General features: G+C 67.0%; 15 protein-coding genes and 1 riboswitch. Of the genes, 8 read left to right on the forward strand and 7 right to left on the reverse strand.

Annotation, left to right across the window (positions count from 1 at the left end):
• Window positions 1-17 precede the first annotated feature (17 nt).
• Together H5T65_01925 and H5T65_01930 are read left to right on the forward strand one after the other, a co-directional pair.
• A complete protein-coding gene (locus H5T65_01925) occupies window positions 18-3,959 on the forward strand; it encodes an ABC transporter substrate-binding protein (GenBank protein MBC7257986.1) in 3,942 nt (1,313 codons plus the stop codon).
• A 158-nt stretch (window positions 3,960-4,117) separates the two neighbouring features.
• Window positions 4,118-6,373 (forward strand): IPT/TIG domain-containing protein, encoded by a 2,256-nt coding sequence (locus tag H5T65_01930; protein ID MBC7257987.1) that lies wholly within the window; start codon window positions 4,118-4,120, stop codon window positions 6,371-6,373.
• Between the two features lie 204 nt (window positions 6,374-6,577).
• On the opposite strand, the gene H5T65_01935 is transcribed toward H5T65_01930, so the two are convergent.
• Complete coding sequence (locus H5T65_01935) at window positions 6,578-7,129, reverse strand: YcxB family protein (protein ID MBC7257988.1); 552 nt, start codon at window positions 7,127-7,129, stop codon at window positions 6,578-6,580.
• Window positions 7,130-7,253: 124 nt separating this feature from the next.
• On the opposite strand from H5T65_01935, the gene H5T65_01940 reads away from it, so the two are divergent.
• A complete protein-coding gene (locus H5T65_01940; protein ID MBC7257989.1) occupies window positions 7,254-7,664 on the forward strand; it encodes a J domain-containing protein in 411 nt (136 codons plus the stop codon).
• A gap of 8 nt (window positions 7,665-7,672) precedes the next feature.
• Here the strand turns inward: H5T65_01940 and H5T65_01945 are convergent, their stop codons facing one another.
• From H5T65_01945 to H5T65_01955, 3 genes are all read right to left on the reverse strand, one after another.
• Window positions 7,673-8,578, reverse strand: coding sequence for a hypothetical protein (locus H5T65_01945; GenBank protein MBC7257990.1), 906 nt, complete (start codon window positions 8,576-8,578; stop codon window positions 7,673-7,675).
• Between the two features lie 389 nt (window positions 8,579-8,967).
• On the reverse strand, window positions 8,968-11,160 hold the full coding sequence (locus H5T65_01950; GenBank protein MBC7257991.1) for a tetratricopeptide repeat protein: 2,193 nt from the start codon (window positions 11,158-11,160) through the stop codon (window positions 8,968-8,970).
• Between the two features lie 42 nt (window positions 11,161-11,202).
• A complete protein-coding gene (locus H5T65_01955) occupies window positions 11,203-11,514 on the reverse strand; it encodes a hypothetical protein (protein ID MBC7257992.1) in 312 nt (103 codons plus the stop codon).
• Window positions 11,515-11,736: 222 nt separating this feature from the next.
• Between H5T65_01955 and H5T65_01960 the strand changes: the two genes are divergently transcribed.
• The 5 genes from H5T65_01960 to H5T65_01980 all read left to right on the forward strand — a co-directional run bounded on the left by H5T65_01960 (window position 11,737) and on the right by H5T65_01980 (window position 17,947).
• On the forward strand, window positions 11,737-12,786 hold the full coding sequence (locus H5T65_01960) for a 4Fe-4S binding protein (GenBank protein ID MBC7257993.1): 1,050 nt from the start codon (window positions 11,737-11,739) through the stop codon (window positions 12,784-12,786).
• Window positions 12,787-13,206: 420 nt separating this feature from the next.
• Window positions 13,207-14,232: a hypothetical protein gene (locus H5T65_01965; GenBank protein MBC7257994.1), complete on the forward strand. Its 1,026-nt coding sequence runs from the start codon at window positions 13,207-13,209 to the stop codon at window positions 14,230-14,232.
• Window positions 14,233-14,459: 227 nt separating this feature from the next.
• Window positions 14,460-15,923 (forward strand): aspartate aminotransferase family protein, encoded by a 1,464-nt coding sequence (locus H5T65_01970; protein ID MBC7257995.1) that lies wholly within the window; start codon window positions 14,460-14,462, stop codon window positions 15,921-15,923.
• A gap of 113 nt (window positions 15,924-16,036) precedes the next feature.
• On the forward strand, window positions 16,037-16,450 hold the full coding sequence (locus H5T65_01975) for a GxxExxY protein (GenBank protein MBC7257996.1): 414 nt from the start codon (window positions 16,037-16,039) through the stop codon (window positions 16,448-16,450).
• Window positions 16,451-16,513: 63 nt separating this feature from the next.
• On the forward strand, window positions 16,514-17,947 hold the full coding sequence (locus tag H5T65_01980; GenBank protein MBC7257997.1) for an MFS transporter: 1,434 nt from the start codon (window positions 16,514-16,516) through the stop codon (window positions 17,945-17,947).
• Between the two features lie 67 nt (window positions 17,948-18,014).
• On the opposite strand, the gene H5T65_01985 is transcribed toward H5T65_01980, so the two are convergent.
• The 3 genes from H5T65_01985 to H5T65_01995 are packed head-to-tail and all read right to left on the reverse strand — an operon-like array spanning window position 18,015 to window position 20,324.
• Complete coding sequence (locus tag H5T65_01985) at window positions 18,015-18,872, reverse strand: extracellular solute-binding protein (GenBank protein ID MBC7257998.1); 858 nt, start codon at window positions 18,870-18,872, stop codon at window positions 18,015-18,017.
• 16 nt (window positions 18,873-18,888) lie between these two features.
• Window positions 18,889-19,620 carry an ATP-binding cassette domain-containing protein gene (locus tag H5T65_01990; GenBank protein ID MBC7257999.1) on the reverse strand — a complete coding sequence of 244 codons (732 nt, stop codon included), beginning with the start codon at window positions 19,618-19,620 and terminating at the stop codon, window positions 18,889-18,891.
• A complete protein-coding gene (locus H5T65_01995; GenBank protein ID MBC7258000.1) occupies window positions 19,617-20,324 on the reverse strand; it encodes an ABC transporter permease in 708 nt (235 codons plus the stop codon). The genes H5T65_01990 and H5T65_01995 overlap by 4 nt, the downstream gene beginning before the upstream one ends.
• A 132-nt stretch (window positions 20,325-20,456) precedes the next feature.
• A riboswitch (molybdenum cofactor riboswitch) is annotated at window positions 20,457-20,604 on the reverse strand.
• Between the last annotated feature and the right edge of the window lie 25 nt (window positions 20,605-20,629).

Raw genomic sequence — 20,629 nt, forward strand, 5'->3', positions numbered from 1 at the left:
GTGAAAGGAGTAGGGACATGGGTACCGATATGTTGCGCCTACGCGGGCCCCGCGGCCGCATCGTGCTGGCCTGGGTGTCTGTCGCGGTGGGCGTCGCCCTGGTGCTGGGACTCGCCGCCGAAGCGATGAGTCCCCCCGCGCCGCAGGCCCCGGCCGAAGCGGAGATCGTGTTCCAGGAAGCGCCTCTTGCACCCCCCGAACCCTATGAGCCGCATCCCCAGGGCGGCTACATTCCTCCGCCGGTAAACCTCTCGCACTTCCACGCCACCTGGGATGGCCCCGCCCCTGCGGCGAACCTATCGCGCTTTGACTGGCGCGAGCAGGGAAAGGTAACGTCGGTCAAAAACCAGAACCCCTGCGGCGCATGCTACGCCTTCGCCAGCATCGCCGCCTTTGAATCCAAACTCCTCATTGACAACGCAGGCACGTGGGATTTTTCGGAGAACAACGCCAAAGAGTGCGACTGGTATGCCGGCTCCTGCGGCGGTGGCAACTACTACCGCATGGCGAGTTTCTTCTCACAAGCCGGCACTGTGCTGGAATCGTGCGACCCCTACGTGCCTTCCGACGTGCCCTGCACCACGGGCTGCCCGTACCAGAAGACCCTGCTAGACTGGCGCATCGTCTCGGGCAACGCCATACCGGATACCAACACGCTGAAGAACTACATCATGACCTACGGGCCGGTGATGACCACGATGTACGCGGGCAGTTCCAACAACGCCTGGCAGCGGGAATTCAGCGCCTACGACGGCAGTTACACGCTCTACTACACCGGATCGGGCAACCCCAACCACGGTGTGCTCATCATCGGCTGGGATGACTCGCTACCGCACGCGGGCGGAACCGGCGCGTGGATCGTGAAAAACTCGTGGGGCACCAACTGGGGCGGGACGTGCGGCTTCGGCTCCGAGCGCGGCTACTTCACCATCGCCTACGGGTCGGCTAAGATCGGGGGGAATTCTGCTTTCATTTACGACTGGCAGAACTACGACACAAACGGCAGCATCCTATACTACGACGAAGCCGGATGGCAGGGCTCTTCTTGGGGTGTCGGAACTACCACCTTGTGGGGTCTTGCCAAATTCTACCCTCCCACGAACACAAATGTAACCCGCGTGGAGTTCTGGACGACCGACAGGACTACCGATGTGGATGTGTACCTGTACGGCGACTTCAACGGGACAACGCTCAGCAACCTGTTGGCCCAGAAGTTGAACAACGCCTTCAACGAGCCGGGATACCATTCGGTTGCACTGGACGCGCCGGTGCCGGTCAGCGCCGGGGATGACGTGATCGCCGTGGTGAAGGTTACCAACCAATCCTACACGTACCCCGTGGCCTCCGACCGAGACGGGCCGCACGAGACCGGCCGCACGTATATCAGCGCCAACGGGACATCGTGGACCGACCTGGGCGCCAACCATTCGCAAGATGTGGCCATCCGCATCCGCACGACCGGGCAGGCGGCGACCAGCCCCACGCCCACGCCCACGCGGACGGCAACGCCATCGGGCGGGGCGCCGGCGACCGGCCCGTGGTCGGGCACTACCAGCCGAGGCCAGCCCATGTCGTTTGACGTGCAGGGAGGCGGCGCGCAGTGGGCCAACTTCCGGCTGAAGACCGACTTCGTCGCGACCACCTGCGGCAACGCCACCGGCACCACCGAGATCACGCTATACGGTCCGGGGAGCATTACCGGCGGGCAGTTCAGCGGGGGCACCAGCACCTTCTCGTTCACCGGCCAGTTCTCGTCACCGACGGCGGCCAGCGGGACTTACGCATTCACCAATCACCAGATCATCGTAGGGCTGCCGTATCCGCCCTACATTTGCTACTACTACCTGACCCAGTCGGGAACGTGGAGCGCGACGCCTGGGAGCGCGGGCACAGCAACGCCGACGCCGACGGCGACGCGGACCCCTACCCGCACACCCACGCGCACCCCGACGGCAACGCGGACGGCGACGCGGACCCCTACCCGCACACCCACGCGCACGGCCACGCGAACTCCGACGCCGACGGCGACGCGCACGCCCACGCGCCGCCCGACGAACACCCCCGGCCCGTCGCCCACGTGGGTGCCTGGGGCACAGGCGCGGGTCTGGCTGCCCATCGCCTTCCGGGACTGGAATATGTCCGCCGCGCCCACGGCCACCGCCACGCGGACACCGACGCGGACGCCAACTCCCGGCCAGCAGGTAATCCGGATTGGGGTGGCTGCCGATCTCAGTGGGCCAGCGGCCTATGTGGGATGGCCGCAGGTCAACGCTGTGCAACTGGCCATCAACCAGACGAATGCCGCCGGCGGCGTCCGCATCGGAGGAACGTCCTACCTTTTGGAACTGGTAGCCGCGGACAGCGCCTGCAACGGGGAACTGGCTCCAGGCGCAGCCAATGATCTGATCAACGCCGGGGTGGTTGCTGTGGTGGGACACACGTGCAGCGCCGAATCCATCGCCGCCCAGCCCATTTACTACGCTGCCGGTGTGCCTATGATCTCCCCTTCGTCCAGCAATCCGGAACTGACCCTGTTAGGCTACAACACGACCTTCCGAACAGTGCCCCATGATGGCACTCCGCCGACCCTCTTGGCAACCTACCTGCGCAACTCTGCAGGCCTGTCCCGAAGCGCCATCGTGGACAGCAGCCCGGCGGTGCCCTGGTGGGGCGACTCCTACGCGGCGACCTTCACGGCGCTGGGCGGCACCATCACCAGCCGGCGCGCGGTGAACAGCACCGACGAATTCACGGCCACGCTGGCGGCTATCCAGGCGGAAAGCCCGGATGCCATCGCGAACCTGTCGCTCTCGGGGCCGGTGGAGGCCGGCCTGTTCAGCCAAATCGCCTGCGACCTGGGGATGACAGATGTGCCCGTCGGCTGGATGTCGCGGACGAACGACGAGTCGGTGTTGACCGACTACGCCAACACGGCCGGGGCGGCAGCCGAAGGCGACTACATCGCCATGTCGTTCCGACGCTTCCAGGACATGCCCGGCTGGCAGGGCTTCCTGGACGCTTACCTGGCTGCCGGGTTTCCCAACGAACCTGACCATCCAGGTGTCCACGGCGCGATTGCCTATGATACCGCCCGCATCATCATCTCCGCCATGGTCCGGTCGCAGAGCACCAGCCCTGCCGTGATTCGGGATTTCATCGCCGCGACGAGCAACTACGAGGGCGTGGTCGGCACCTATGTGGGCTTTGACGCTCACGGCGACGTCATCCCACAGTGGTCCTGGCTGGAGCAATACCGGAACGGGGCGTGGGTAGAGGTTGCCAGGGAACAGCCACCCGCGCCCACGGCCACCGCCACGCGGACACCGACGCGGACGCCAACAAGAACGCCGACGCGCACGCCAACCGCAACGCCCGGCGGAATGCCGCAAGGGCTGCATGTGCTGGACAACTACTCTCATTACGTGGACGAGATAGATTGGCTGCACATCGTGGGCGAGGTGTTCAACAACACGGCCAACGACTTCTGGCTGGTGGATGTTCCCATCGCATTCTACGATGGCAGCGGGCGGCTAATCACCGCGAATCTGGGATGGACGCCACTGGACGACCTGCCTGCGGGGGAGACAACCTGTTTCCACGCTCTTCTGCAGAACCCAACAGGGTGGGTGTACTACGAGTTCGGCCAGCCGGACGGTCTGGTGATGGGCGAGAAATGGCCGAACCTGACATTCCTGTCGCACACCGGATCTGTGGACGCCTTTGGCCAGTACCACCTCACGGGGCAGGTGCGCAACGACCACGGCTCCACAGTAGAGTGGGTGCAGGTGGCGGGGACGTTGTACAACGCTCAGGGCATCGTGGTGGGGTGCGAGTCGGCCTTCACGGACCCGGAGGACCTCAACCCATCGCAGGTCGGTGCGTTTGACATCCCATTCTTTGGGCGCAATTACTCTGACGCTGCGTCGTACAAACTCCAGGCGGACGGCGACCCGCAGTAGGCAAGCCCGCGATTCGCCACCAGTTCGGCATCCGCTAGCCACGTCCGGCCCTCCGGGCGTGGCTTTTTCATGGGAACTGCGTTATAGTCTATGGCGTCGAGTGTTTTGACAGCCGGTCGCCCATAGGCTACACTCACCGCCGGAGGAATGGGATTCCCATGGACAATCTCTTTCGTGCCCATCGGCGCCGATGGCAGCGAATCGGCGCCCTTGTTTGGGTTTGCCTCATCGTGGCGCTGGCCACCGCGCCCGGGGCCTCGGCCGCCGTGCAGCCGCTCTCCATCCGCCAAATCGCCGAGCAGGGCGATACCGGCATCGTCGGCACCGTCGTCGGCCTGGCCCCGCATTGGAACGCCGCCCACACGCTCATCGTAACCACCGTTACCCTGCGCGTGGAGCATGTGCTGAAGGATAGCGCAGGGCGGATTTCCAATCAGCCCGAGGGCGTTCCCACCCAATACTCCTTTGACATTCCCGGCGGCGAGGTGGACGGGCTGGCCCTAGGCGTATCCGACGTGGCCACGTTCAGCGTGGGTGATCGCGTCATCCTGTTCTTGCGGGACACCGACCTGCGCACCGTGGGCGGGTTCCAGGGCCGCTTCTGGGTGGACCGCGGGCGCGTGTACCGCGAAGACCTGGCGCCGATGCCGCTCGCCGACTTCCTGCGCGAACTCGCCGGCGTCCCCGGCGTGCGTGTCCCCGACGCGCTGTGGGCCGAAGCCAAGGCCGTGGACCTCACCGCCTCCGCGGCAGCGCCCGTCATCACGGGCATCACCCCCACCATCGGCCACGCGCACCAGGACGAACTGCGCAGTTCCGGCACGGGGTGCGCCGACACTTCCACGCTGGTTACCATCAACGGCTCCGGGTTCGGCGCAACCCAGGGCACCGGCCGCGTGGAATTCCTCCAGGTCGGCTCCCAACGAGTGCAGGGCTGCGTCGTGTCGTGGTCCGACTCGCAGATTCGCGTGCGCGTCCCGGGCGGGGCGTCTTCGGGGCCGGTTCGCGTCGTAACGGCGGGCGGCACCAGCAACGCGGTGAACTTCACGGTAACCTACTCCTACGCGGGGGCCAAATGGCCCAAGGGCGCCTATCCTCAGCCCATGCCCAATTTCTATTATGTCAACCCAAACACGACCGACACCACCGACGAACTGGACGCCGTCCTGGCCGCCATGAACACCTGGAGCAGCGTGGCCGGAGCCGATTTCTTCTTCCGTGATGGCGGCACGACGACCAAATCCGACGCCACCGCCGACGGCCAGAACGTGATCTCGTGGGTCAACCGCGACACAGGCTCCATCGCCACCAACTACTTCTGGTGGTACACATCAGACCCGCACACGATCATAGAGTCCGACATCGTGTTCAACGACCTGACCTACACCTGGAGCACCAACGGCGCGCCCGGCACCATGGACGTCCAGAACATCGCCACCCACGAGTTGGGCCATTCGCTGGTGCTGCTGGACTTGTACGGCTCCCCCGACACGCACAAGACCATGTACGGGTTCGCCGGTGCGGGCGAGACCAAGAAGCGTTCCCTGGAAGCGGAAGATGAGGCGGCCATCGCGTATGTGTATCCGGCGGCCGCTACGCCAACGCCGACACTAACCCCCACCCGCACGCCCACCGCCACCCGCACCCCCACGGCGACGGCTACGCCCACGCGCACGCCCACCGCCACCCGCACCCCCACGGCGACGGCTACGCCCACGCGCCGCCCGACGAACACCCCCGGCCCATCGCCCACCTGGGTGCCCGGCGCGCAGGCGCGGCTATGGCTGCCAATCATCTTCCAACAGTGGAACCTGCCGCCGCCCACGCCCACACCCACGGCGACGCGAACGCCCACCATGACGCGCACCGCCACCCGCACGCCCACGCGCACACCCGCGCTGTCGGAACTGGCGCGCGACAACGGGGCAGCCGAGGGGTACAATGAGGCCTCCACATCGGGCGACGCCGTGGCCATCGTGCTGGAAGCCGCGCCCGCCCTGTACCCAATCCGGCCCGTGTCGGTGCGGGTGATGCTGTACCCCGTTGGCGGCGCGACGAGCGTTGTCGTGAAGCCGCAGATCTACGCCATGAGCGGGGGCACTCCCGGCCCCCTCCTGGCCGAAGGCGCTCCGCAGACGATCACAACCTTCCATCCGAACTGGGCCACCGTGGACCTCTCGTCGGCAGGACTCGTCTTGCTGAGTCCCCAGCCGGTGCTCGTCGCCATTCGCTACCAGAGCGGCACCGTGGGCACAACGCCGTCCGTTACCATGGACTCTTCGGCGATCATCCCAATAGGGGCGAACTTCTACGACCGCGGCCTCGGTTGGGAAGAGCACTATGCGTTCTGGCAGTACCCCTGGAGCGTGGGCTACAACATGATCCGCCTGGTGGTGCAGACCAACGTGCAATGAGCGCGGGCCGCCGTACCGCCTCCACCGCCGGACACGCAGGGCGGCTTTCCATAGCCGCCCGCCCGTCCCCTCGCCCCGCCTGCGGGGAGAGGGTTAGGGTGAGGAATGACCCGCGCACGCAAAACATGTAGGGCGGCTTTCCATAGCCGCCCCGCTGTCCCCTCGCCCCGCTCGCGACGAAAGGGCCAGGGTGAGGGGTCGCCCTCACCCTTCGCGGCGCAGTTTCGCCCGATCGCCCAGGGCGCGCCGCACGATCTCCCGAAAGCGTGCGACCTGCTCATCCGAGGCGAAGCACGTCTTGGGCAGGAAGACCGCCCCCTGGCGAGGCAGCAGCAACAGGAAATCGTGAGGCGTCTCCACCACTTTGGCGAACGTGTCCCACGTACCCGTCTGCTCGTTGCGCCCCCGATCCGAGGTAACGCGCTGCACGAACCCGTCGTCGGAGAAAACGTAGAAGATGCGCTCGTTGTTGGCGCGCTGGCGGGCGATGACGCGAGCGCCCTGCCGCCGCAGCGACAACCACAGCACCACCGGCACCAGCAGGAACAGCAGGATAGGAGCCTGGGCCAGCAGCGCCCGCCCGAACCCCATGGCCGCGGCGTCGCGTATGGCCAGGTACATCGCGTACACAATCGCCACTGCGGTCAGGGTGAGGATTGCGACAAATGTGGGTTGGGTGAACAGCAGGCGCGTGGTGGCGCGGATGTAATCCGTCAGGTCAAAGCGGAGTTCCACCTCTACGTTTTCGCTCGGCATGGGGCCTCCTACGGGCGATGTCCCTCGGCGGGGCAATGGCATTGTAGCAGCGCCGTCGCGGGGCGTCAATTCGCGTCCATGCCCGAAGTTTGGCTGCGCGGTCCATTGCCGCTATACTTGCGCCATGACGCAGGAACCCGACTACTACGCCATTCTACAGGTGCACCCCAACGCCGAGCCGGAGGTGATTGACGCGGCCTATCGGCGGCTGGCGGCCAAGTATCACCCCGACGTGAACCCGAGTGCCGATGCCACGGCCCGCATGCAGCAGATCAACGAGGCGCACCGCGTGCTCAGCGACCCGTCGCTGCGCGCCGCCTACGACGCGCGCCGCGCCCGTGCGGTGTCGCGCCCCGCGCCGCCCGACGCCCCGCGCGCCGACCTGTGGCAGCAGGCGCGCAGCATCATTGGCTGGTTTCTGGTGCTGGTGCTGTTAGGGGAAATCTATCGGCGCGTGGGCGGCCGCGGCCTTCTGCTCATCCTCGTCCTCGGCGGCGTGTTCTATCTCCTCTGGAAGTCGCGCCGCATCTTCTAGCCCCGCCGCTACGACCAGAACCGCACCGCGTCCACCATGAACGTCTCAAAGTTGATGGTGCCGCGGTAGAACTGCAGGGAGTAGTAGGCAATGTCGGCGGCGCGTAGGCCCGGCGACGAGTCGGCGGGGAAGTTGACGAACCCCGCCCCCCACGGCGTGCCCCACTGCCACGTCAGGTAGTCGCCCGAAGCCAGGTTGCCCAGGATGAGGAAGTAGTACATGGGGTAGATGGGCACGGTGCTCCCAACCTGCGTGCGCACGCCCCCGATGCACTTGTACCCCTTGATGCCCGCGCCCGACATCTCAAACTCCGTGTAGTTGTCGGCGTCCCTCACCGAACGGAGCACGAATTTGGCGCTGGTGGCCGGATAGAAGAACACGAGCGCCATCTTGTAGCGCGGCAGTTTGCCCGGGTCCGTGCAGCGCAGTTCGGCGGGGTTCGGGTTCGCGCCGGTGGACTGCCAAACGTACAGCCAGTGTGGGTACATGCTCACGCTCCAGCCCGATCCGGTGGCCGCGCCGGGTTCCGCGGCCCATGCCCAGCCGTTGGCGCCGATGGGGCTGGCGGTGAACTCGGTGTCGTGGACGTTGGGCGACGACGGGGCGGCGACGCGGTTGTACCATCGGGATGCGAGCGACGCCGGGCCGAAGGCATTGTCCAGGCGGTCGTGCGCGTGCTGAATGGTCTGATCGGGGCTGGCGAGGGCCGCGCGCGACGCGACGATCAGGGCCTGGTCGGGCGGGTCGGCCGGGTTGGCCCAGACCTCCACCAGCGCGCCCGGGGCGAGCATGGCGGCGTCCACGTGGGTCGCCACGCGCACCGACTCGGTGCGGCGGTCGGCGTCGCCCCAGTACTCTACCACGGCGACGCGCGCGTTGGCGTCAAATGAGCGCACGATGGCTTTGCGCAGCACGGCAGCCTCCCCGATGGGATTCCACGGTAGCCGCAATGTAGCGCAGCCCATCGGGCTTGATAAGGGCGACGGGGTCAGAAGCCGAAGGCGCATGGGTTTGCCCGTAGGTTCGCCCGACGCGGAAACATCAGGCTGAACGGGCCAAGCCCTGCGGGCTGGCGTCATCCACGAATAACACGAATCCACACGAAGGGTGTTGGGCCTGCCCGCAGGGGCGACCCGCGGGTCCCCCTGCGCGGTGCGCCGCGCAAACGCCCCTCACCCTAGCCCTCTCCCGCGGCGGGAGAGGGAACGACAGCCCGCCCGCTCGCACGCGCCACCCCCTTCTCTCCCCGCCTGCGGGGAGAGAAGGGGGCCAGGGGGATGTGAGGGGTTCCCGCCCCCGTGCCCTACCGCCCCGCCTTCGCGCGCACCTCTGCCAGATACGCGGCGTCCTTCTCCGCGTCGGGGTGGCCGATGGCCTGCTCGTAGTCCACGCGCACCTGCATCAACTCCGCGGCGCGGGCGTAGTCGCCTCGCTGTTCCGCCAGCAAGCCCAAGTTCCATGAATGAATGCTTTGATTACGCTGGTCTCCGATTTCTTTGGCTATGGCAATTGCACGTTCGTAGAGCGGTATCGCTTTCTCTGCCTCCCCTAGCCTTTGGTAGGCGATGGCAAGGCAGCCGAGGGCGTTGCCTTCCCCGCGGCGGTCCCCGATCTCGCGGGCAATGGCCAGACGCTGCTCGTAGAACGCAATGGCGCGGCGGGGGTCCCCCAGGTCGGCGTAGGCCAGCCCCAGGTTGCCGAGGGCCGCCCCTTCCCCGCAGCGGTCCCCGGTCTCGCGGGCGATGGCCAGGTGCTGCTCGTAGAACCCGATGGCGCGGCGGGGGTCCCCCAGGTCGGCGTAGGCCAGCCCCAGGTTGCCGAGGTGAGCCCCTTGCGCCCGTTTGTCCCCCAGATGCCGCGCCGCCTCCAGCGCCGCCTCCAGCACCGGTATCCGCTCCCTCGGCGTCATCCGCAAATCCAGCACGTAGGCCATCCTGCTGGCGAAGTCGCTCAGCCACCGCGCGGCCGCCTTGTCGTAGGGGCGAGCCGCCGGCCCGCCCCTACCGAAGATTTCCTTCATCCACGCCCAAGCCGCCCGCAGGTGCGGCAGCGCCGCGTCAAACCGCCGCAACCCCTCCACGGCGTCGGTCTTGTACAGGTCGTCGGCCGCGCTGCCCGCCGCCAGGTAGTATGCGGCATGGCGGCGCCGCGCCCCGTCCAACCCCTCCGGCGGCTCGGCCAGCGCGTACTCCCGCAGCAGGTCGTGCAGGGCGTAGGTCCCCTTCGCCTCGTCGTACTCCACCAGCGACCACCGGTACAGTTCGGTCAGGGCGTCGCGGGTTTCGTCGTCGGGCAGCGGGACCGGAACCCGTTGCCCCGCAAGCGCGGACACCAGTTGCGCTACCACGTCGCGCAACTCCTGCGGCACTTCCTCGCCCAGATCGGGCAGTTCGGATGGAAACTCCCCTTCCTTGCCCCACACCGCGGCGGCGGCCTGCCGCTCAAACGGCGCGGGGAACACCCCGAGCAGCCGCCACCGCCGGGCCAGCGCCGGCGACTGCTTCTCCAACTGCCGCACGCTCACCTCCAACGACGCCCGCACGCTCCCCTCGCCTTCCGCGTCCAGATGCTTCAGCCGCTCCGCCTCCAGCGCCGCGATGTATTCCTCCACCGGCCACGTGCGATTCTGCACCAGAAACGACGCCGCGATGCGCAGCGCCAGCGGCAGGCGCCCGCACAGGTCCGCGATCCTCGCCACCTGCTCGTCCGTAACCGCGCGCCCGCCCGCCTTCAGGATGCGGCGGATCAGGTCCCCCGCGTCCTTCGGCGACAGGACGTCCAGGTTCTTGTCCAGGCACGCCCCGTGCAGGGCGAACCGCCGCCGCGACGTTACGACGACGGCCCACCCCGCGGGCGGCGGAAGGAGCGGCCGCACCTGGGCGGCGTCGGCGGCGTTGTCCAGCAGCAGGAACCCGCGCGCGCCGGCCATGACCTGCCGGCACAGCGCCTGGAGTTCGCCGAGCGAGTCGGGGAGTTTGGCCGCCGGCGCGAAGGCGCGGACCACCTCGGCCAGGACCTGCTCGGGGGTCTTGGGCGCGTCGCCGACCTGGAGGGCGATCTCCAGTTGGGCGTCGGGGTAGTCGGCGGCGAGGAGTTGGCCCACCTTGCGGGCCAGTTCGGTCTTGCCGATGCCGCCCATGCCGCGCAGGCCGGATATGAGGGCCGAGTCGCAGCGGCCATCGGGCTTGAGGGCGGCGGTGAGTTCGGCGATGTCGGCTGTGCGGCCGGTGAAGTCGGCCACCGGCGCGCCGAGGGTGTAGAGGGTGGGCGGGAACAGCCATTCCAGCGCCTCTTTCGTCAGGACTATGTCCCCGGTGAGGATGGTGCTGCCCTCCGCGTCGCCTGCGATGGCCACGCTGCGTTGTCCCCCAGCCACGGCCAGGCGGATGACACCTTTGCCTTTGGCCTCCTGCAACAGGCGAAGATCGTCCTCTGTAGCCTGCCTGCGGTTCAGGCGTTCCAGCGCCTCGCGGATGGCCGATGCGATGTCTGCCATAGCGCGCCTCCTGTCAAGCGCAGGTCGGAGCGTGCTGCGCCCCTAACGCTTGTCTTTGATGTTGCCCGTTACGATGGTGCTCCCCTTCACGTCGCCCGCGATGGCGACGCTGCGGTCGCCTTCGGCGTGGGCCTTCCGCTCTGCATCCCGCCGCGCTCGGGCAGCGCGCCTGGCGGACGGCAACCGCGCGATGATCAGCCCGACGCCGGCCAGGCCGATAAGAGCCAGCACCGGCCACACCCATCCGAATTCCTCGGGCAGGAATCCGTAGGACGCCAGCGCGCCCAGAAGGCCTACCAGGGCGATGCCCGCCTTGACCCAGTCCGCTACAGAACCCCACTCTTTGTCGTCCATGGCCTACCCCCCGTACCGGCGGCTAGGGATAGCCGCCCTACGACTACGACTCGCCGACCGCTGACGGCTATCGGCTATCGTCCGACCGCTGCCCCCATTCTACCCCACCCCCGCGCGGCGCGTCAAGGCGCATTTGCGCACGCGCATTGACACGCGCACAGCCCTGCGCTACAATGGCGCCGGCACCCAACGGACGACGTTTACCCCGCGAAGGAGGCGACCATGGACGATGTGTACGAGCACCTGGCCGACGCGCTGAACCGCTTGCCCAACGGCTTCCCCCGAACGGCCACCGGCGTGGAACTGCGCATTCTGCAGAAGATCTTTGCCCCCGAAGAGGCGGCACTGGCTGCGCGACTCACGGGCGAGATGGAGCCGGTGGACGCCATCGCCGCGCGGGTGGGGCTGCCCGAGGAGACGGTGCTGCCGGCGCTCAAGGCCATGGCGCGGCGCGGCCTGGTCTGGGGCGACAAGCACGAGGGCGAGCGCCGCTTCCGCCTGGCGCCGTTCGTCGTGGGCATCTACGAGGGGCACCTGGAGCGGATGGATCACGAGTTCGCCCACCTGTTTGAGGAGTACATGGCGGCAGGCGGCACGGCGGGCATCATGGGGGTTCAGCCGGCGCTCCATCGCGTGGTGCCGGCGCGGGGCGCGGCCAAGACCGAATGGATTCTGCCCTACGATGACGTGAAGGCACTGCTCATGGACGGCAAGACGTTCCGCGTGCGCGACTGCATCTGCCGCGTGCAGCAGAAACTCATCGGCAAGGGGTGCGACAAGCCGCTGCACACGTGCCTGGTCTTCTACTCCATCCCGCTGCCGCCCGAGCCGAACGACATCACCCTGGACGAGGCGCTGGCCCTGCTGGACATGACCGAGGCGGCGGCGCTGGTGCACACCGTGAGCAACGTGGCGAAGGGCGTGAGTTACGTGTGCAACTGCTGCGGGTGCTGCTGCGGCATCCTGCGGGGCATCACCGAGTACGGCCTGGCCGATTCGGTGGCCGCGGCCAACTACTACGCGGTGGTGGACGAGATCGCCTGCACCGGCTGCGGCATCTGCGAAAGCCGCTGCCAGGTGGGGGCCATTGCCGTCGGCGACGCGGTGGCCGCCGTGGATCGGGCGCGGTGCATCGGGTGCGGTCTGTGCGCCAGCGGCTGCCCCGAGGGGGCCGTCGCGCTGCACCTGAAGCCCGAGGCGGAGATCGTCCACCCGCCCGAGGACTTCGCGGCGTGGGAGCGGGCACGGCTGCGCAATCGCGGCATGGCGTGAGCCGATGCCCGGCACGGGCCGAACGAGGCCATCGCCCAACCGGTCTGTGCGGCGCTGGCGGAGCGGGAGATGCCGAAGGCGCGGGGGTGGCGCGCCCGCCCGACGCTGAAGCATCGGGCTGAACGGGCGAAGCCCTGCGGGCTGGCCGCAGGGCGAGGGTTTAGCCCTGTCCGGGGCCGGCGTCATCCACAAATGACACGAATCAGCACGAATGGGGTGGGGTGAGGACAGACCCCACCCTCTTGGGGAAGCGGAAGGCGCGGGGGTGGGGTGCGCCCGCGGGTGCGAGGTCTTTCGGCGTCCCGTGCTTCTCGCAATGTGGGTTACCAACAGACTTTGAGTCGGCATCGCCGGGCCGGTGAGTTTGACCGAAGTCTCGCGATACGCTATTATCGGCGCATATTTCACAGAGGGAGGGAGATGCCAGCGCCCGAACCCGCTTGCGATTTGCCCATCCTCCTACTCCATGACGTTGATCCGACGCTCTCGCCCTCGGACCTGAATCAGGTTCTTGCGGATGTCAACGCGCTGGAGAGTGCCTTGCGTGAACAGGGCCATTCGGTAGTGAACGTGCCTGTCCGCGATGCCGATTTGGCAGCGCGTCTCCGAGATTTTGCCCCCAATGAATTCCTGGTCTTCAACTGGTGCGAATCGCTCCCCGACGTACCCCACAGCGAGGCTTTGGTGGCGGAGGTGTTGGAGCGCCAGGGGTACACGTACACGGGTTCCCCGCCCGACGTGCTGGCGCGGAGTTGGGAGAAGCATGGGGTCAAAACGCTGTTGTGCAAAGCGGGTGTGCCTACCCCCGTGTGGCGCGTCTATGACTCGGATCGGCTGGATGGTTGGCATCGTTTTCCTGCCATCGTCAAGCCGGCACGGGAGCACTGCAGTTTGGGCGTAACTCCCCAGGCCGTCGTTGTGAACGCCGAGGAGTTGCGGCGACGAATCGCTTACGTGCTGGATACGTTCCACCAGCCTGCCCTCGTGGAAGACTTCATTGACGGGCGCGAGTTGCACGTGTCCCTCTGGGGCAACGGTCGCATTGAGATGCTGCCTCCCGCCGAGATGGATTTCAGCAAGTTCACGGACATGCGCGACCGCCTCTGTTCCTACGACTCCAAGTTCACGCCGGGCACGCGACCTTACGAGGAGATAGGGCTGAAGGTGCCGGCGCCTCTGGTCGCGCAGGAGTATGCGTGTCTTCGCCGAACCTGCCTGCTGGCCTATCGGGCGCTCGGCTGTCGCGACTACGCGCGGCTGGACATTCGGCTGCGCGACGGCACATTCTACGTGCTGGACGTGAACCCAAATCCGGACATCAGTGGAGAGACCTCCACCGTGTACGCGGCCAAGGAAAGGGGCTACACGTACGGTGCGATGCTCAGCCGCATCGCGAACCTGGCTACGCATCGTCATCCGCTCTTTGGCGCGGCACGCCGGCACTGACGGCTTGGCGAGAGTCGCCTGCTCGGTTGGGGCGGGCACAGGGTTCGGTTGATTCGGCGCCACTTGACGGTGGGCCTGCGCGCCATGCGCAAGGTGGCACTCGGCATCTGGAGAGCGCGCGCTGCCCCCCATGTCGCCCTGGGTTCTTGTTAGGGGGCGCATCGGGTTCCGCATTCCTGGCTGGCGGAACTGCGCATCTTCTCGTTTGCAGAAGGGAGGTCATTGGCATGAGTGTGAATCCCTATCGCCTGCCCGAAAAGGGCATCCCCAAAGATGAAGTTCTGGCCGCCATGCGGGCGCTGCGCGACAAGGACGTGAAGTGGCAGGACGGCCGCCTGTTCAGTCTCGTGTACTACGCTGGCGAGGAGATTACCGACGTGCTCAAGGAGGCGGCGCTGCTGTTCTTCTCCGAGAACGGCCTGAACCCGTCGGTCTTCCCCAGCCTGCGCCAGATGGAGGCCGAGGTGGTGGCCATGAGCGCCGACCTGCTGGGGGGCGACGAGCAGACCGTGGGCAACATGACTTCCGGCGGGACGGAAAGCATCCTGCTGGCGGTGAAGGCGGCGCGAGAATGGGCGCGGGTCCACCGCCCCGACATCCGCCAGCCCGAGATGGTCCTGCCGCTGACGGCGCACCCGGCCTTTGAGAAGGCGGCGCACTACTTTGACGTCCGACCGGTGCGCACGGCCATCGGGCCCGACTTCCGCGCCGATGTGGAAGCGGCGCGCGCGGCCATCACCCCCCGCACCATCCTCATGGTGGGATCGGCACCCGCCTATCCCTTCGGCGTCGTGGACCCCATCGCCGACATGGCCGCCATCGCCCAGGAGCGCGGCATCCTGTTCCACGTGGACGCGTGCGTGGGCGGGTTCATGCTGCCCTTTGTGCGCAAGTTGGGCTATCCCGTGCCCGACTTTGACTTCCGCGTGCCGGGCGTTACGTCCATCTCGGCGGATTTGCACAAGTACGGCTACTGCGTCAAGGGGGCGTCGGTGATCCTGTACCGCGACGCCGCGCTGCGCCGCCACCAGTTTTTCGCCTACACCGATTGGCCCGGCGGCATCTACGCCTCGCCGACGATGGCGGGGACGCGCCCCGCGGGGCCGATTGCGGCGGCGTGGGCCATCCTGCACTACCTGGGCGAGGAGGGCTACATGGCGCTGGCGGCCCTGGTGATGGACACCGTGGGAAGAATCCGCGCGGGCGTGGAGGCGATTCCGGGCCTGCGGGTGCTGGGCCAGCCGCACATGAGCATCATGGCGCTGGCATCCGATACGGTGAACATCTACGAGGTGGGCGATGAGATGGCGCTGCGCGGGTGGCACCTGGACCGTCAGCAGTTCCCGCCCAGTCTGCATGTAACGGTGATGCCGGTGCACGCGGAGGTGGCCGATGCGTTCCTGCGCGACTTGGCCGAGGCGACCGACGCGGCGCGGCGCATCAGCGCGGCCAAGGTGCGCGACCGGCTGCTGGTGGGCCTGGCCGGCGCGGCGACGCGGCTGCTGCCCGAAACGTGGGTGAGCCGCCTTATGACGGGGGCGTCGGCGCTCATGGGCAAGAGCGCGGGGTCGGCTACGGGGCGCTCGGCGGCGATGTACGGCATGATGGGCACGCTGCCCAATCGCGGCGACCTGCGCGAGTTGGTGCTGGACGTGCTGGACGGCCTCACCCGCGCGGGTAACCGCGAATAACGCGAATGGACGCGAAGGGATGAAGGGCAGAGGGAGCCGCAAATGACGCGAATTGACGCGAAACATCGGGCTACCGTAACCGCGAATGAACGCGAATTCAGGGGGAAGAGAGTGTGACTGACCTGTTGCTCAAAGATGAGGTATACGCCATTGTTGGCGCAGCCATGGAAGTGTACAACGAACTGGGTTCGGGGTTTCTGGAGCCGGTCTATCAGGAAGCCATGGAGTGGGAATTGGCGCGGAGACGTATTCCCTACGAAGCACAGAAGGAGATCAACATCTTGTATAAGGGCCATGCTCTGCGCAAAACCTATGTTGCCGACCTGGTTGTCTATGGCCAAATCATCGTTGAGATCAAGGCCGTTGCTCAACTGACCGCGGTTGAGGAAGCGCAACTTCTCAACTATTTGAAAGCAACCGGGCTGGAGGTGGGACTGCTGATGAACTTCCATGCACCGCACAAGTTGGAATGGAGGCGTATGGTAAGAACACAGAGAGCCCTGCCTCACCGCTCCTCCACATCCTAACTCCTGACCCATTCGCGTGGATTCGCGTTATTCGCGGTTATCGTACCTTATAAGGAGGCGGAGATGACGACAACACAGGAGAGGCCGCTGTCGCGGCTGGTGAAACTGGTCTACGGTTCGGGCGAGTGGAGTTACGCGTCCTTTGGAACCCTGCGGCAAATCTTCTACGCCATCTTTCTGACCGATGTCGTGGGGCTGGACGCGCGGCTGGCGTCGTTCGCGGCGCTGCTCGGCATCATCTGGGATGCGGTGAACGACCCACTGGTGGGCGTGCTGAGCGACAAGGTGCGGTCGCGGTGGGGGCGGCGCAGGCCGTTCCTGTTGTGGTTTGCCGTCCCATTCGGGCTGGGGTTCCTGGCGTTGTGGTGGGCGCCGCCGTGGAAGAGCCAGGCCGCGCTGTTCATCACCGTCATGCTGGCCTACATGCTCAGCGACACGTTCCAGACCCTGGTGTCGGTGCCCTACGCGGCGCTGACGCCGGAGATCGCGCCCGACTACGACGAGCGCACCAGCGTTACCGGCTACCGCATGTTCTTCAATCTGCTGGCGTCGCTGGTAACCGCCGTGGCGGGGCCGATGGTGGTGAAGAGCACGTTGGCGGCGGGCGGCACGCTCCAGCAGGGCTACATCACCGTCGCGGCGATGTTCGGCGGGCTGGCAGTCATCCCGTGGCTGCTCATCTTCGCCGTCGTCCGCGAGAAGCCGCGCACCCCCGCCCAACTGGCCGAGACGATCTCGTTCCGCGAGTCGGTGCGCTCGGCCTGGGCCAACATCCCCTTCCGCTTCGCCACCGGCATCTACATGCTCAACTGGATCACCTTTGACCTGGTGGCGCTCATGTTGCCCTTCTTCCTCACGTACTGGGTGTCGCAGGGCAACCTGGTGGCGTCGCTGGACTTCCTGGGCGGGCCGATGGCCATTGAGTCGGTGGTGTTGGGGCTGCTGCTCATCACGGCGGTGGTATCGCTGCCGTTCTGGACGTACCTGGCGCGGAAACTGTCCAAGCGCACGGCCTACATCATCGCCATGGCGTTCTGGGCCGTGGTGCAATTGGTTACGCTGCTGGTGCGGCCCTTCCAGACCACATTCGTGCTGGCGCTGGCGGTGATGGCAGGCATCAGCGTGGGGACGGCGCACGTGTTGCCCGATGCCATCTTCCCCGACGTGCTGGAGTGGGACGAACTGCGCACGGGCAAGCGGCGCGAGGGGATTTACTACGGCATCAAGAACTTCGTGCGGAAACTGGCGGGCGCGGCGGCTATCTTCCTGGCGCTCCAGGTGCTGGGCTGGTTTGGCTATCGCAACCCGCCCGAGGGGGTTACGCAATTCGCGCAACCGGCGTCGGCGCTGGGGGCCATTCGGTTCATGCTGGGGCCGATGGGCGCAATCCTGCTCGCCTGCGCGATTGTGATGGCGTGGTTCTATCCCCTGACGCGGGAGCGCCACGCCCGCATCCGGCGGCTGCTGGCCAAACGCAAGGCCCGCATGGGGGCGTAGGGCCCAATCCGCGAAGGGCACGGATGGGCGGCAAAGGCGTTCCAGTCGCGTGCCGCCGCCGTGCCCATCAGCGCGCCTTCCACTCGGCGGAATCCGGATAGAACAGCGGCTGGCCAGCAATGGTGAACTCCAGAAGCCGCGCCTGGGTCTCCGCCGACGTGAGCCAGTCCACGAACTTCATCGCCAGGTCGTGCTTCACGTTGGGATGTTTGGCGGGGTTGACGGCGATGACGCCGTAGGGATTCCGCAAGGTCGGGTCGGGGTTCTTGTCCGGCGTCTCGCCGCCGACGAAGATCGCCAGGTTCAGTTTGTCGCGCATGGACAGGTAGGTGCCGCGATCGGCCAGCGTGTACGCGCCTTTCTCGCCGGCGAACAGGAGCGTGTCGCCCATTCCCTGGCCCAGCGAGAAGTACCAGCCCGAAGCCGGGTCGGGCGTGATTCCGGCGGCCCGCCAGATGGCCTTTTCCTTGGCTTCGGTGCCAGAGCCGTCGCCTCGGGACGCGAAGGGGGCTTGCGCCTGGGCGATGCGGGCGAAAGCCTCGGCGGCGGTCGCGCTGCCCCCGACGCGGGCGGGGTCTGACCGCGGCCCTACGAGGATGAAGTCGTTGTACATCACATCCCTGCGGCTGACGCCATCGCCGTTGGCCACGAAAGCCTCCTCCTGGGCGCGGGCGTGGACCAGCACCACGTCGGCGTCGCCCTTGGCGGCGATAGCCAGCGCCTGGCCCGTGCCCACGGCGATAATCTGCACGTCGCAGTTGTACTTCGCCTCAAAGTCGGGCAGGAGAAAGTCCAGCAGGCCCGAGTCGGCGGTGCTGGTGGTGGTGGCGAGGACGAGTTTCTGGGGCGGCGTGGCCGCGCCGCAGCCGTGAAGCGCCAGCAGGATTGCGAGGACAATCGCGAACGGCGCGCATCTGATCCGCATGGCCGGGACCCTCCCGCTAGTACACCATGTCCCCGCGCACAAAGGCGCGCGTGCGGGGGTCTTTCGGCGACTCAAAAAACGTCTCGGCATCGGCGGTCTCCACGCACTCGCCGTCCAGCAGGAACATAACCCGATCGGCCAGGCGGCGGGCCTGGAAGACGTTGTGCGTAACCAGGACGACCGTTGTGTGATTGTGGTGGCGCAAACGCTTCAGCGCGTCCTCTATCACCGACACGTTGTACGGGTCCAAGTTGGCCGTCGGCTCGTCCAGCAGGAGCACCTCGGGTTCCAGCACCAGCGCGCGAGCCAGGGCCACGCGCTGGAGTTCGCCGCCCGACAGAGTGTGCGCTGCCGCGTGGGCCATGTGGGCCAGCCCCACCATCTCCAGCGCCTGCTCCACCCGCGCGCGCACGTTGTCGGCTCGGCGGGCGCGCAGGCCGTAGGCCACGTTGTGGAAAACGCTGGCGGTCAGCAGGAGCGGGCGCTGGAAGACCATCGTAACGCGCCGTCGCAGGTTCAGGGGCGGCGGCCAGCGCACCGGTTCTGACCTCCCGCCGAAGTACAGCACGCCCTCGGTGGGCGGCTCCAGCAGCGCCAGCACCCGCAACAGGGTGCTCTTGCCCGCGCCGCTGGGCCCCACGATGCCCAGGAGGTCGCCCGCGTTGACGGTGAGTTGGCCCACGCGCAGGACGGTGCGCCGACCGTAGATGACCCGCAGGTTCTCGCCCTGATACACCCACTCGCTCATGTGGTCTTTCCCTGGAGGCGGAGCATGAGGACGTTGCTCAGAAACGACAACAGGAGCAGGATGAGCGCCAACGCGATGGCCAGGCTGAAGTTGCCGCGTCGGGTCTCCAGGACGATGGCCGTGGTGAGGACGCGGGTGGAGCCCTGGATGTTGCCGCCAACCAGCATGACCGCGCCCACCTCCGAGATAATGCTCCCGAAGCCCGCGATGATGGAGACGATAACGCCAAATCGGGCCTCACGCAGCACGGCCAGGGTCGCCTGCCAATGGGTCGCGCCCAGGGAGATCAACTGCTGGCGCAGGTTGGGGTCCACGCCCTTGACGGCGGCCATGGTGAACCCGGCCACCAGCGGGAACGCGATGATGACCTGGGCCACGACCATGGCGCCGACGGTGAACAGGCGCGGCAGCCACGGGGCATTGAGGCTACCCAGGGGGCCGCTCTGCGACAGGAGAAGGTACACGAACAGCCCCACCACGACGGGCGGGAACCCCATGCCCGTGTAGAGGAGCGCCACCATGAGCCTGCGGCCCACGAAGCGCGAGAACCCCAGCCACGCGCCCAGCGGGATGCCGATGGTGGCGCTGAGGAGCAGGGCCGTGCCCGACACGCGCAGCGATACGGCCACAATCTGCAGCACCTCGGGGTCCAGGTGCCACAAGAGCAGGACGGCCTGTTTGAGCCCCTCCCAAATCTCGTTGATGGCGTACCTCCCTCGGCGGGACCTGGCGTCGCGGGTTGGGCGAATGCAGGATTCGCCCCCTGCGGCGCTTCGGATTCCCTCGGTCTCTCCGCGCAAAACGAATCGGCTGCCCGGAAAGAGCAGCCGACATGGACAAAGGGCTGCGGTTCTCCTTTCCGAGCACGGGGGGCGTGGGTGTTTCCACCCGCACCGTTGGCCCGAGGGGTTGCCCCCTGGGCGCTGCGGCTGCGCGCCATGGGCCGTCGCCTTTAGGCCGCGCAGCTCGGAGAGCCTGGCCGATATTCGGTTCTTCGCGGCAAATATAC

The sequence above is a fragment of the Chloroflexota bacterium genome (assembly GCA_014360805.1).
In the GTDB taxonomy this organism is placed as follows: domain Bacteria; phylum Chloroflexota; class Anaerolineae; order DTLA01; family DTLA01; genus DTLA01.

What these genes read in the sequence shown, in the direction of transcription:
- H5T65_01935 (MBC7257988.1), bottom strand. Translation starts at nt 7,129, where the DNA reads ATGCCGAGCGAAAACGTAGAGGTGGAACTCCGCTTTGACCTGACGGAT.
- H5T65_01990 (MBC7257999.1), bottom strand. Translation starts at nt 19,620, where the DNA reads ATGAGCGAGTGGGTGTATCAGGGCGAGAACCTGCGGGTCATCTACGGT.
- H5T65_01925 (MBC7257986.1), top strand. Translation starts at nt 18, where the DNA reads ATGGGTACCGATATGTTGCGCCTACGCGGGCCCCGCGGCCGCATCGTG.
- H5T65_01965 (MBC7257994.1), top strand. Translation starts at nt 13,207, where the DNA reads ATGCCAGCGCCCGAACCCGCTTGCGATTTGCCCATCCTCCTACTCCAT.
- H5T65_01940 (MBC7257989.1), top strand. Translation starts at nt 7,254, where the DNA reads ATGACGCAGGAACCCGACTACTACGCCATTCTACAGGTGCACCCCAAC.
- H5T65_01955 (MBC7257992.1), bottom strand. Translation starts at nt 11,514, where the DNA reads ATGGACGACAAAGAGTGGGGTTCTGTAGCGGACTGGGTCAAGGCGGGC.
- H5T65_01960 (MBC7257993.1), top strand. Translation starts at nt 11,737, where the DNA reads ATGGACGATGTGTACGAGCACCTGGCCGACGCGCTGAACCGCTTGCCC.
- H5T65_01970 (MBC7257995.1), top strand. Translation starts at nt 14,460, where the DNA reads ATGAGTGTGAATCCCTATCGCCTGCCCGAAAAGGGCATCCCCAAAGAT.
- H5T65_01930 (MBC7257987.1), top strand. Translation starts at nt 4,118, where the DNA reads ATGGACAATCTCTTTCGTGCCCATCGGCGCCGATGGCAGCGAATCGGC.
- H5T65_01950 (MBC7257991.1), bottom strand. Translation starts at nt 11,160, where the DNA reads ATGGCAGACATCGCATCGGCCATCCGCGAGGCGCTGGAACGCCTGAAC.
- H5T65_01980 (MBC7257997.1), top strand. Translation starts at nt 16,514, where the DNA reads ATGACGACAACACAGGAGAGGCCGCTGTCGCGGCTGGTGAAACTGGTC.
- H5T65_01985 (MBC7257998.1), bottom strand. Translation starts at nt 18,872, where the DNA reads ATGCGGATCAGATGCGCGCCGTTCGCGATTGTCCTCGCAATCCTGCTG.